The following is a 13,128-nucleotide window of genomic DNA, read 5'->3' as shown; positions in this document are numbered from 1 at the left end:
TCAAGACCATGCAATTATCACGATCAACCAAACATATATTATTGAGCGGTGCAATGCTGCTGCCGGTCGCAGCAGTTCACGGCCAGTCCGCTAATCAGAACTACATCCGTGTGCGTACGCCCCGGACGGAGATCACGACAGAGACCAAACTGCAAACCTTATCATCGAATGCCGATTCCGTAATGACGGACGTGCAGTACTTTGACGGGCTGGGCAGGCCGATACAAACGGTGCAGGTAAAAGGCAACCCGTCAAAGAACAAAGACATCATACAGCCGATGGAGTATGACCAGTATGGCAGAGAAGTAAAAAAATATCTGCCATTTGCCTATACTGGAACCGCAGACGGTACCTACAAGGCAGACGCGATAATCAAGCAAGCCGCATTCTACAATCCCACAGGCAATGGCATCAGCGGCACGCAGCAGGGAACTACCGGTATCCCGGTGATACCGACACCGTATGCGCAGACCGTATTTGAGCCTTCACCTTTAAACCGGGTATTGCAGCAGGGTGCTCCCGGTGATGCCTGGCAGCCCGGAACCCGAACTGCCGATGCAGGAAGGACTATAATAGCGGACTATACATTTAACAACCAGACCGCCTTTACCACCACGCCGCTAACCAATAATGCAGGGAGCAGAAAAGTCGTGTTATATACGGTAAGTACAACCGGATCACTGACCCGCAACACCACCACACCTTATTACGCCAGTAACCAGCTATATGTGACGATCAGTAAGGACGAGAACTGGTTAATTGCTAATGGCTGCCTAAATACGACAGAAGAATATAAAGACAAGGAAGGCCGGGTGGTACTCAAACGTACGTACAACCACAATAAGAAAACCGCCTTATTGGAAATGCTGTCAACCTACTATGTGTATGACGACCTGGGTAACCTGAGGTATGTATTGCCGCCAGGCGCAAATCCCGATCTGACCGCTGGCGTACCCAGTCAGGCAGCGCTTAGCGCCTGGTGCTACCAGTATCGCTATGATGAACGAAACCGTTTGGTAGAGAAAAAGATCCCGGGCAAAGGCTGGGAGTATATGGTTTACAACAAACTTGATCAGGTAGTGGTAACACAGGATTCCTTGATGCGGATGCGTGCACCTTTACAGCGTGGTGCCTTTACCAAGTATGACGGCTTAGGACGAGTGGTCATGACCGGTATCTATGACATTCCGGGCACATCTGTTGCCGGACAAAACTATCGTGCGACCATGCAAACTACTGCCAATGCACAGGACACGATCTGGGAAAGGCGGCAGTACGGAACGCCGGTTAGCACCTATGATTATACTTCAGGTGCCATGCCTAAAAATGGTTACACTGTATTAACCGTTAACTACTATGACAGCTATGATAACATACCCGGCAGACCAGGAACTGGTGCCCCTTCTGGATACAATACAAATCCCAAAGGGTTGTTAGTCGCCAGCAGGGCAGCAATATTAAATAGTGTAACTCAGCTCCCATGGACAGTAGATTATTATGATGACGAAGGGCGTACCATAGCCACCTTTAAGCAGCATTACAAAGGCGGTGTATACACAGTGAAAAACTATGACTTATTTGTCAGCCGTTATAACTTCAATAACCAGGTAACTTCGACGACCCGCACACATTATAACTACAATGCGACAACCACTAATGCGGAGCTAAAGCTAACGATAGGTAACCGGTACATCTACGACCATATGGGACGTAAGCTAAAAAGCTGGCAACGCATGACCAATGCCGGTCAGACGGGAGATGTACGCACCTTATTGTCACAGTTAGACTATAACGAGGTCGGACAGCTAAAGACCAAAAAGTTGCATTCGACAGACAGCGCAACCTTTAAGCAAACCATTCCTTATCTGTATAACGAGCGAGGCTGGCTGGCGCAGATCGGCGATCCCACTACGGTAAGCGCTACCAGCGTGTTCGGTATGAAGCTGGATTATAACGGCGGTAGTAGTAATAAGCAGTTCAACGGTAACATTGGCGGTCTGGCCTGGAAAACGATGGTGCCTACCGGGAGCGGGCTGTACCAGTATAAACAAAGTTACCTGTACAGCTATGATAACCTGAACCGCTTGTTGGAAGCCGATTATGATGATGACAAAGGCGGTAATGCAGACAAGTATAACGAGCTGCTTACCTATGACGTAATGGGCAATATCCAAACCCTGAAACGCAAGGGCAATACGGGAACAACCTACATCAATGACTTTACTTATAATTACACTTCAGGGGGCGCAGGAAACAGGTTATGGAATGTAACAGATGCCGGAACGAGTGGCCAACCCAGTACGTATACCTATGACGGCAACGGCAATGTAAAGAGTGACACCCGGAACCAGATCAGCGACATCGGCTATAACATTTTAAACCTGCCAAGCGTATTAACTAGAACCGGCGGAAACGTTTCTTATATTTACGATGCAACGGGCGCAAAGCTCCGTAAAATTGTTACCGGTGGAGAGACCAGGGAGTACATCAGCGGTATAGAATACAGCGGTACGACACTAGACTTTGTTGCTACCGAAGAAGGCAGGGCGGTACCGAATGGTGCGGCGGCTTATAGCTTCGACTACTACCTGAAAGATCACCTGGGGAACACCAGGGCAGCGATTAAGCAGGATGGCTCGATTGTTCAGGTGCAGGATTATTATGCGTTTGGTTTGTCATTCAATCCAGGAAACGCGTACTCGCCAAGTACCGAGAACCGTTATAAGTACAATGGCAAGGAATTGCAAAGTGAGACGGGACAATATGATTACGGAGCAAGGTTCTATGATCCACTTGTTGTTAGGTGGGGAACAATTGATCCTTTAGCAGAAAAGATGAAAAGATATTCGCCATATAATTATGCGTTTAATAACCCTTTAAGGTTCATAGACCCCGATGGAATGTCACCAGAAGACTGTTGTAAAATCCCGGATTGGGTGAAGAGTGGATACAATAAGACTGTAGCGACTGTTGAAAGACTTATATCATCCATTCCTAAAGTAGATATTTCAGCTAAAATATCTATTGGTGCGCAAGGTTCACTAAAAGTAGGTAACCTTCTTAAAGCTGATCTAAATTTACTTAGCGTTACTGCTGTTCAGTCTAAGGTCTCTTTAGACAAAGGGCAAGTCGTGCATCAACAGACTGACGTTTTCGGTGTCAATGTAAGAAGTGGTGAGAATGGAGGTGCACCTTTAGAAAGCAAAGCATCTATAAAAGTGTTGGATTTTGTAAATACAGGAATTGGGCAGAAGTTTAATGTTACATTTCCAAAATATGGCGATAGTCAAACTTCTAATGCGTTTTCATATACGGAAACAGGAATTAAATTTGGGGTCCCTAGTGCCGAAGGTTCTAAATTAGAAGGAAAATTGGGCTCATCAAAAGCACCCTCAATATCTGCAACTCAAATTGATGAATATAGGTATGGGGTTAAAACAGCCACAAAAATTGATAACTCTTACACTTATGGAGGAGGATTCATACTCGTGCCAGAACTAAAAATTACCATAAAAAATTAAATATGAATACTTTCTTAAGCGGCCTTAAGCACATTAAAAATTTAGAAAAAATATTTTTAGCCTTAACACTACTATCAATTTTGCTTAAACATGTTTTCTATGTGAAAGAAACAATAGATATTCTAATATTTGGATTAGTGTTAGCCATAATTTACTTCCCTATGGGCTTTCGATATTTGCAAGGTAGATCAGGGGAAGGCAGTTTACCTTTTGCCATATGCTCTGGATTCGTTTACAGTTTGGCAACTATTTCAGCAATCTATGGAACCTTCGACGTTGAGTTGAATGTTTTCCCTGCTACTATCGTATCGATTCTCTTGGTGACTTTATTGGTTTTTATTATTATCAAACGAAAGGAACCGTTGTATTCTAATAATTACTTAGTGTCGCATTACATTAGATTAACATTCATGATAGTAATTAATCTATTAGTATTCCTATAAAATATTACTGAAACCCATCAAGTAAGTATGTAAAGTTTAGCAAACGCAAAGAAATTAATTTTACAACAAGAATGAAAATAATCATTTCGATATTAATAACATGTTTCCAAGTTTTTTCATTTCAACATAAGCCAACTGTTCCTCAATTAACGTCCGCAAGAATTGAGTTTGAAGGATTCGATACGGAGACCATCATTCAAATCAATTGTGACCGTTTCAGCAAAGTTTTTAACAATACAAACAAAACCGTTACCCTAACATGAAAGAAGAATTTAGATAAAATGAATTTTTTACTAAAATGTTTTGCGAAAGAAAAGTACCAAGATATTGATGTTAAGGGAAAAATCACTTTTCTTTATAGAAATCATCAAACAACCTATTGTTTTGACACTTTTGGTATATTTTATAAAGATGGAATGGTTCCTTATAATAAGGATCTATTGCGCTTTATTTCTGATAAAGTATACGGTGGACATCCGGATGACTTAAACTAGTACAGTAGGAACAGATGAGGTTATTCATTGTTGCCGCAAAGAAGCCATATACTAATGGTGTGAATTCTTTTTATTTATCATTTTATCTCGAAAACTATACATGAACTCGGTTTTCGATCGTTGGACAAAGTCGACGGTACGGTGTTTATATTTCTAAATAGAAGCTTGGCGGTTTGTCTTTAGGATGGAGCGCTTAATAGATGCTATGTCTTGATATATTGTTTCCGGAAGTAAGCTTCCATATGATGGAAGTTGTGGCAGGTTTACAAGCATTCTCAAATGCGCTCAAATCGCCAGAATTGAAGAATTTAAAACTTCACCGATATCGATATGATCTGACTTTACATACATGTGAGGTATCGAAAGAAAATATCATGGTCATTAGTCTTTGTTATCAGCCCAATATCACTAACTTTGCACATATAACACGAGCTATCGTTCTTTTAAATTGAAACTCCGTGCAGGAGTTTTTAAGATATATGCTGGACTGGCCGATTATCGTGGCTCTTTTATCCGTGCTTTCTGTGGCACTTTCGTGGCACAGCGTTGGAATACAGGCAAAAAATGGCTTTTAAACACGATAATTCATCAAGGTTCGAATCCCAGCGGGATCACAAGAAAAGCCTCTTTAAGCAATTAGAGAGGCTTTTTAATTTTCTGACTTTTCTACCATCGCCATATTGATCAGCGTTATTTAACACATCGCCTTGTTATATTAACAACTATAGGGTGTCTTTATTCCGTAATTTCAGAATCTATAGACGCATACAAATCGAGATGTGCCGAAGGGCGTTTAAAGTTATTAGTGATCTTGCCCTCTTTTGTGATAAATAAGTAATGTGGAATGCCAACTATTCCAAACGCATTTTTGTAGTTAGTGTATTGATCATTATTTAAAAAGAAATGGTTGCCTTTGAATTTAAGATTATCCAATACTGCTTTAAATGCATTTTCTTCTGAAGCGCCGCATAAAAAAATAAAGGTCACTTTGTCTTTATACTTTTCCATAACTTCAGGATAGTACGGAAACTCGGCACGGCATGGCGCGCACCAGGTAGCCCACAGATCAATATAGAGGTTTTGTCCAGGAAACTTCGCTGTCAACATTTTTACTATATCAGCCTCGGTGGATTTTGTATAAGAAACTTTTTTATTTGATGCCGAGCCGGAGAGAATTTCGCTGTTGAGGTAATCTTGCATTTTTGAGCTTATACCTTTAAACAACAGCGGTTTTATCTGGTTGAAAAAGCTATTAAGATATTCACTCTTTATCAGTCGGCCGTTTGCAAAATCCGCAATTCGTGTCGAAAAATTTGCAGCCTGGTAAGCTCCAACAGCTAATAAGTAAGCCGAGTCTGAAGATGCTATCGCTTTTTTATTATCCTGATATTTTTTCTCAAAAATTTTTGCATTAGAGCTATCTGCCGGTGTAGCTTTGCCAGAGAACATTCTGTTAACCAAATGAGCTTCTTCTATGTTAAGCTTAAAGTTTGGGTTGTTCACCACAGCCATACGTCTAAATCGGTAATCTACACTATCCGGTATCGATATCTTTTTTACCACAGCAAAAAATGAAGAATTGTCTGCATTATTAGCCGGAAATTTTATCTGACTGTAGTTTATAGTAATCCCTGTTTTCTCGCTTTGCGATAGAAAGTTTTCAATAAGCTTATACGTAAAATAGCTTTCCAGCCACTTGGATGTAGTTTTATCAACATTAATGAATTCAGCTTTAACTACTGCGTCGACCTTTTTTAGTTTTTGATTTAATAGGTTGATGTTATTGGCAGTATCGGTCGATATAGATAATCTGGCGGCCTTTAAATAAGTTGTTAAAAAGTTAGACAACCGGCCACGATTTTTGCCAGAAAAAGAATTTTTAAAATCTGCGCGATAATGTATGTTAGGGTAACCCCGCGTAGCCTGATTGGTTTTGAAATACCTTAGGGCCATGTGCACTGTATCATTAGGCACAACTAATGTTGTTATAAAATAACCGGTACCAGATTGTATGTTGATATCCTGTGCATGCAGCAAAAAAATAGACAGTTTGAATTTACCCTGCTTGTCAATTTTAGCTGATTTACGCTGGCTGTAACCCAACGGATCATAATATTCTACGGATATGGTTTTGTCCAGGTAAACTGATTTATCCAGTTTAGCAAAGTCTGCTACGTAACCGTCAATAAAAACATTGTCTGTAGTTTTAGCAATGCCTTGGCTGCTTAAAAGCAATAAACAGGTTAATAACAATAGTATGGCAGGTGATAAGGTCTTCTTCATAATTGATAAGCAAGTAACGAAAAAGTTTTATAAACAAATTAATAATACGCTGTAATACAAATAAACGGGCCTTTAAGAGAGTTAAGGAAAAGGAATGAAAAAGTTAGAGTGTCGAGTAACATATAAATTGAAGTTAACGCTTATTTCAGGAAAAAAACAAATATTTAAGTCTGTTTAGTTAGCATAGAGCGTTACTGCACCGTTGCTATAGATATAATAATGATAAGTTAAGCTACAAGGTTCGGCGCTCCTGAATGCGCTTGACGGCGGATCTACGGTACGACAGGTATACCACAACTACATTAATTTTATGCGAGTCATTCACAAACAAAACTTATCCAGATAAGTTCAAAGGGTATCAATAAAATTTACCGCGCACGACTAACTAACTGCCTTGCTTTCTTCGCTCAAGTCTGGGTCATAATCAAACAGGCGGCGTTCCTTGATGATCTCGGCTACCTTGGCCGGTACGTATTGTTCCCAGCCTGGTTTATGGTCTTTTATCAGCTTTAATACGTTGTCGGTTTCTACCTGCAGGTTTTTTGCATTGTAATCGCGAATGTCTGCAATTTTATCGTTAGCCACCAGGTATTCATACAGGTCGATCAGCTTGGGCGGTAATGAGAATTTGGCTACGTTCCAGATCTCGCCATCGCGCAAGGTTGGGTAAATGTATAGCTTAACCTTACGACTAAACAGGGTGGAAAACGACTCGAGTATGCCGCCCGGCAAATTAGTGTAGTGCTCTTCGGAGAAAATGTATTGCAAATTCGGGTAGCCCAGCACAATACCTATCTTGAGTTTGGTGATACTGGAGAGATAAGCGGCTAACTTATAATATTCGTGGAAATTGGATATCATAACCGTTTGCCCCATACTGCACAAAATGTCTACCCGGTCCAAAAAGTCCTTTTCATCAATGTTGGCAACATCGCCCGCATCCCTTTCTTTGAGTGATTGCAGGGTGAGTTCGGATAGCACCACAATGTTTTCCTTGTCAATATCCGGCTCGAGGGTGAACTGTTGCAGGCCGCGTTCCAGCATTTCCAGGTGAACATTAATAAGCGGGCGAAACCTCCCGCGTACAACAACAATATGTTTTTTGTAAAGTATTTCTGACGGTTGCTGGTTCTTACCATTCGGGCCGAAAAGGGCTGCGTCAGAAAAGCCGTACTTTACCAGATACAGGCTCATTAAACGGTTGTCTATCTTCTCAAAATCAGGCCCCTCAAAATGGATCATGTCGATCTGGATTCTGCTCACGTTGAGATCATGCATCAGCGATAGCAAAAAATCCTCCGGCGAATCACGATGGTAAAAGCAGGCATACAAAAAGTTTACACCCAACACGCCAACAGCCTGCTGCTGTAAAACATTATCATTATCCAACAACTTTACGTGTAAAATAACATCATGCGGCGGGCTGTTAGGCACAGTTTGAAACCGTACACCGATCCAGCCATGCCCTTCGTTTGTTTTATGATAATTAAGGGCAGAAAATGTACCTGATAGCGCGAAGAAGGTAGTATTGTCGCCACGCTGCCCGGCAAGCCTTTCTATCAGTAACTGGTACTCATGGTCAAGCATGGCAACAAGCCGCTGGCGGCTAACGTATCTCTTGATCTGTTGCGTGCCATATATCGCGTCTGAAAAGGTCATGTCATAGGCCGACATGGTTTTAGCTATGGTACCGGCGGCACCGCCTGCCTTAAAAAAATGAGCCGCAATATCCTGCCCGGCACCGATCTCCGCGAATGATCCGTAGATCTGCGAATCCAGATTGATAGTCAATGCCTTCTGCTTGGTTGAAATGTAGTTGATTTTCATAGCCGGTATTTTTTGAAAAGTCGCATGCGTTGATAGTAATAGCTCCTGAATGGCTTAATTGTTTGCAGCCTGAATTTTTAGATCATTCAAAAATTAATTCAACAAGCCGTCGCTTTTATCAGAGATTATATCTGCCCACAAGTATAGCGAATGTTCTTAAATAAGTGTTTATACTTGTTTTTTGAACTTAATGTAAAGTGTATATTTTAGGGTTGAACCCGAACTTCATTCTGGTTAATCCGTAAAATCCGTTTGGATAAAATAAATATCTTTACTTGAAATTATAATACCCCCGCTATTGAATACCACGCTGATTAAGGAACAGGAAGCCATGCTGGCTATATTAAAAGCCTGCCCGGAAACTATCTTATCCTGTTGCCTAACGCGCCTGATTTTACCATAGTTGAGGTTAGCGATGAATATAACAGAGCTACGCTAACCAAAAGGGAGGATATCATAGGGTCGGGAATTTTTGATGTTTTTCCGGATGATCCTAATGATGTGTACGCCGATGGGGTTGACAATATATCCGCGTCATTTAATACGGTGCTTAAAACAAAGCAAATCCATGAAATGGCCGTTCAGCGCTACCCCGTGCCTGAACCTGGTACCGACAGGTTTGTTGAAAAATTCTGGGCTCCGGTTAATAAGCCGGTTGTTATTAATAATGAGGTAGCTTACATTATCCATTCGGTTACGGATGTTACGGAAAGCAAGGTGCTCAAATCGCGCGAGCAATATTTTAAAACGCTGGCGGATGAATCGCCTTTTATGATATGGCGAAGCGCCGGTGCTTCATGTATCTATGTAAATAATTCTTGGATGCAGACTACCGGCCTCTCCCTGGCAGACAGTTTGGGGTCGGGCCATTTACAAGCCTTTCATCCGGACGATGTTCCCGCCCAGCGGCAGGCTTTTGCTGATGCTTTACAATCCCGGAGTTCTTATGAAACCAAGTTCAGGATCATGGATAAAAACGGTGCCGTACGGTGGGTTTTTATGAAGGCTGTGCCACATTTGCTGAATGAAACAACGGTGGAGTACATTGGCAGTATGATTGATATAACCGATCAGGAAATTGCCTCCCAGCGTATCCGGGAGAGTGAGCAGCAGTTCAGGCAAATGGCGGATTCTATCATCCAAATGGTATGGATAACGGACGCGCAGGGCATGCACGAGTATTATAACCAGCGCTGGTATGATTTTACGGGTGCTACGCACGATGAATCAGAAGGCGAGGGCTGGAATGATATTTTTCATCCGGATGACCAGGAGCGTGCCTGGAAAACATGGCATCATTCATTACAAACAGGCGAACCTTACGAGATTGAGTACCGCCTGCGCAAATATACCGGCGAATACATTTGGGTGCTGGGCAGGGCGGCGCCTTTTTATGATGCCGATGGCCGGATCATTAAATGGTTTGGTACCTGTACCGATATCAATGAGCAAAAACTATCGCAACAGCGAAAGGATGATTTTATAAATATTGCCAGTCATGAGCTGAAAACGCCGCTTACCAGTTTAACGGCGAATATTCAATTTATGGAAAAAATGATGCTCAACCGACCTGAACCCGACCCGGTGCTCAGCAAACTGGTAAGCGCCGGCTATAATAACGTAAAAAAGCTGAACAACCTGATTGGCGAATTGCTGAACGCCAACAGCATCGGTTTGGGCAAGTTAAGTGTAAAAAGAGATTGGTTTAACCTGGTTGAACTGATTCGTGAATCAACGGCTTATTTATCTACCCAGGCGCACCCCATAAAGTTAACCGGCCAACCAACGGTGATGGTTTGCGCTGATGAAGGCAAGATAGAGCAGGTAATTGTAAACCTGGTTAACAACGCGCATAAATACGCCGGCGAATCAGACTTAGTTGAAATTCATGTTGCTGACGCTGACGATCATATTAAGGTAAGCGTGATTGACCAGGGAAAAGGAATCCCCGAAGAGAAAATAAAGTTTTTATTTGACAGGTATTACCAGATTGAAAACCCGGGTGGCAGGTACTCGGGTATGGGCCTGGGGCTATACATTTGTGCCGGCATCATACATGGCCACAACGGCGAAATAGGAGTTGACAGCCAGGTAGATAAAGGCAGTATATTTTGGTTCACCCTGCCTAAAGCGGTTTGATGCGGTTTGTTATTTCGAGGTTACGTATTTCGCGGTGATCAGCAATAATAATGTACGGTCTGCCTTGGCTTCATCGTAATTTTCCCTGATAAGCTGTTTGATCTGCTTGTTTTTAAGTTTTACGGCAGCCATTTCCAAAACCTGGAACGATGCCATTTCAATACTCTCAATATTCTGCATGTAAAAAGCGATGGAAAGATCGCGCAGTTCCGGCTCGTCGCTATGCAGCCTGATGTCCTGAAAAGCGTCATCAACCAGGCCTGCCAGTCCGCTGTAGTTGCCCTTTCCGGGTTCGGCATCCAGCATGGCATAAATAATATCCATCCTTGCAATCTGCTTTTCTACATCTTCCAAAGTTTCCAAAATGGCTAAACGCAGGTCCGAAAAGTGTGTTTCCTCGGCAATCTCAGGCAGGTGTTTAACCAGGTGGGTTTTTGCCGCGTAAATCTTATCCAGATTATTAATAAAGTAAGCAGTTAGTTTCTGTGGCCCGAGATTGATTTTTCCCGGTTTTGATTCGTTTGATCTCTTTTCCATTGGCATCGGTAAAAAACAAATATAACACTAAAGCAACAGAAGTAGTCAATCAAATCATAACAGGCATTTATTTACTTTAGATAGCAGCTCGTAAATATCAAAAGGCTTTTTAATATAAAAATCGGCACCGCAATCATTAGCCAGCGCTGCCAGGTTCGTTTCGGCGGAAACCAGTACAACGGGCAGATTTTTAGGGTATTGTGCCTTTATTTGCGCGCATATCTCATCGCCTCTTTTGGCATAACCATCAATACGAACATCAAGTAAGATCATGTCAGGATTAATAATATGGATATTCTCAGCGGCTTCACCCGTATTTGAAATTACAACGTTATAACCTTCATCACGGAAGATAATATGCAGAATATCCAGAATGTCTTCATCATCATCAATTATGAGTATCCGCTTATTCATGTCCTGGCTTGTGCAATATCTATACCTTTAATTAATAATAACGCCCTGCAGTTAAAAAAAATTCGGCTATCTATGCTTAAATTTCTGATAAAGAACAATAAACCCTCTTTTTAAAACGGGTTTGTTATACTAACGCTGTAGTTATATATACGTAACTGTAAAAACAACTGTATGTTTTATAATACTATCAATATTGCGAAGTATTTATTAATACCCGGAATTAAAAGGTGTAGTATTTTGATTGCCCGGCAGCCCTGATAACTGTGACCAATAACCATAACAGACATTAAGATCTTGCCAGATTTCCTGTTACATTGAAAAACTGACAGCTCCCATTACTTTATCGCCGGCATAAATCTGAAAAATTTTCAGGCTTTGAATGCGGTTAGATGGATTGGCATTTTGTTTGATTAAGACTTTATAGTTTAATTAATTATAAGTTTTAATCATTAAAATTTTTAAGGAGGAAAACCCATGACATTGGTTAAATTTAATCCCGAAAAAAGAAACAATGGTTCATTATTGCCAGGCTTTAATGACGTTTTCGATTCAATTTTAAACGATACTTTTTTCAACGACCGCATGGTTACCCGTGTACCGGCAGCCAACATTAGTGAGTCTGAAGATCATTATCATGTTGAATTGGCCGCGCCGGGCTTAAAAAAAGAGGATTTTAAGATCAGTCTTGACCGTAACGTGCTGAATATTTCGGTAGAGCAGCAAAGGGAAAATAATGACGCGCAAAAGAATTACAGCAAACGCGAATACAGCTACAGCTCGTTTGTACGCTCATTCACCTTGCCCGAAAGCGCCAATGCCGAAAACATTGAGGCCGCTTATATCGATGGCGTGTTGAAAATTGATATAGCCAAACGCGAAGAGGCTAAGATCGTTCGCCGTCAGATTGAAATTAAATAAGGTTTAATCATCCTGTTATACGGCAAAGGCTCCTCAAAAGGGAGCCTTTGCCGTATAATACTATAAACACTTCAGCCTCAACTAATCCTTAGCTTCCCAAAGTTGTATTTTGTTTCCTTCCGGGTCTAAAATATGGATGAATTTTCCGTAATCATAGCTTTCAATAGTGTCTACCACCGTCACCTTTTCTTTTTTTAATTCCTCTACCAAGGCCTCCAGGTCTTCTACCCGGTAACAGATCATAAAATCCTTGGTTGAGGGGCCAAAATATTTGGTGTCTTCCGCAAACGTGTTCCATTGGGTAAGCCCTGTTTTGTCGCTGCCTTTTTCACGCCATTCAAAGCTGGTGCCGTACGGGGTGGTGTCAAAACCAAGGTGCGTTTTGTACCAGTTGTTAACTGCTGCAGGATTTTTGCATTTAAAAAATATGCCTCCTATGCCGGTTGCTTTTTTCATGTTTGATGATTGTTTGTTAGCCATTATTGTTTTAAAACCGAAACCCGAAAAAAAGGAAACGGCTATCAGTAGCGGGATAAGTATTTTCTTTTGCAT

9 protein-coding genes are annotated in these 13,128 nt (G+C 41.6%); 4 read left to right on the top strand and 5 right to left on the bottom strand.

Annotation, left to right across the window (positions count from 1 at the left end; all coding sequences use genetic code 11):
* Nucleotides 1–8 precede the first annotated feature (8 nt).
* Nucleotides 9–3,521, top strand: a complete 3,513-nt coding sequence (locus AC3WJC_RS12505; protein WP_492399449.1) for a DUF6443 domain-containing protein — start codon at nucleotides 9–11, stop codon at nucleotides 3,519–3,521.
* 724 nt (nucleotides 3,522–4,245) lie between these two features.
* Nucleotides 4,246–4,458, top strand: a complete 213-nt coding sequence (locus AC3WJC_RS12500; RefSeq protein WP_492399448.1) for a hypothetical protein — start codon at nucleotides 4,246–4,248, stop codon at nucleotides 4,456–4,458.
* Nucleotides 4,459–5,193: 735 nt separating this feature from the next.
* Here AC3WJC_RS12500 and AC3WJC_RS12495 read toward each other — a convergent pair.
* Both AC3WJC_RS12495 and AC3WJC_RS12490 read right to left on the bottom strand, forming a co-directional pair.
* Complete coding sequence (locus AC3WJC_RS12495) at nucleotides 5,194–6,561, bottom strand: TlpA family protein disulfide reductase (RefSeq protein ID WP_492399447.1); 1,368 nt, start codon at nucleotides 6,559–6,561, stop codon at nucleotides 5,194–5,196.
* Nucleotides 6,562–7,122: 561 nt separating this feature from the next.
* Nucleotides 7,123–8,568, bottom strand: coding sequence for a TonB-dependent receptor (locus AC3WJC_RS12490; protein ID WP_492399446.1), 1,446 nt, complete (start codon nucleotides 8,566–8,568; stop codon nucleotides 7,123–7,125).
* 375 nt (nucleotides 8,569–8,943) lie between these two features.
* Between AC3WJC_RS12490 and AC3WJC_RS12485 the strand changes: the two genes are divergently transcribed.
* On the top strand, nucleotides 8,944–10,707 hold the full coding sequence (locus tag AC3WJC_RS12485) for a sensor histidine kinase (RefSeq protein WP_492399445.1): 1,764 nt from the start codon (nucleotides 8,944–8,946) through the stop codon (nucleotides 10,705–10,707).
* A gap of 9 nt (nucleotides 10,708–10,716) precedes the next feature.
* Here AC3WJC_RS12485 and AC3WJC_RS12480 read toward each other — a convergent pair whose 3' ends face one another.
* Both AC3WJC_RS12480 and AC3WJC_RS12475 read right to left on the bottom strand, forming a co-directional pair.
* Entirely contained in the window at nucleotides 10,717–11,244 is a 528-nt protein-coding gene (locus AC3WJC_RS12480; RefSeq protein WP_492399444.1) for a DUF892 family protein, read from the bottom strand.
* Nucleotides 11,245–11,298: 54 nt separating this feature from the next.
* On the bottom strand, nucleotides 11,299–11,658 hold the full coding sequence (locus AC3WJC_RS12475) for a response regulator transcription factor (protein WP_492399443.1): 360 nt from the start codon (nucleotides 11,656–11,658) through the stop codon (nucleotides 11,299–11,301).
* Between the two features lie 474 nt (nucleotides 11,659–12,132).
* On the opposite strand from AC3WJC_RS12475, the gene AC3WJC_RS12470 reads away from it, so the two are divergent.
* On the top strand, nucleotides 12,133–12,576 hold the full coding sequence (locus AC3WJC_RS12470; RefSeq protein WP_492399442.1) for an Hsp20/alpha crystallin family protein: 444 nt from the start codon (nucleotides 12,133–12,135) through the stop codon (nucleotides 12,574–12,576).
* 81 nt (nucleotides 12,577–12,657) lie between these two features.
* Here the strand turns inward: AC3WJC_RS12470 and AC3WJC_RS12465 are convergent, their stop codons facing one another.
* Nucleotides 12,658–13,128, bottom strand: coding sequence for a VOC family protein (locus tag AC3WJC_RS12465; RefSeq protein WP_492399441.1), 471 nt, complete (start codon nucleotides 13,126–13,128; stop codon nucleotides 12,658–12,660).

This window comes from Mucilaginibacter sp. FW306-07-L, assembly GCF_058782065.1.
Note: the sequence above shows the minus strand (reverse complement) of the source record. Positions and strands in the feature narration are given on the sequence as shown.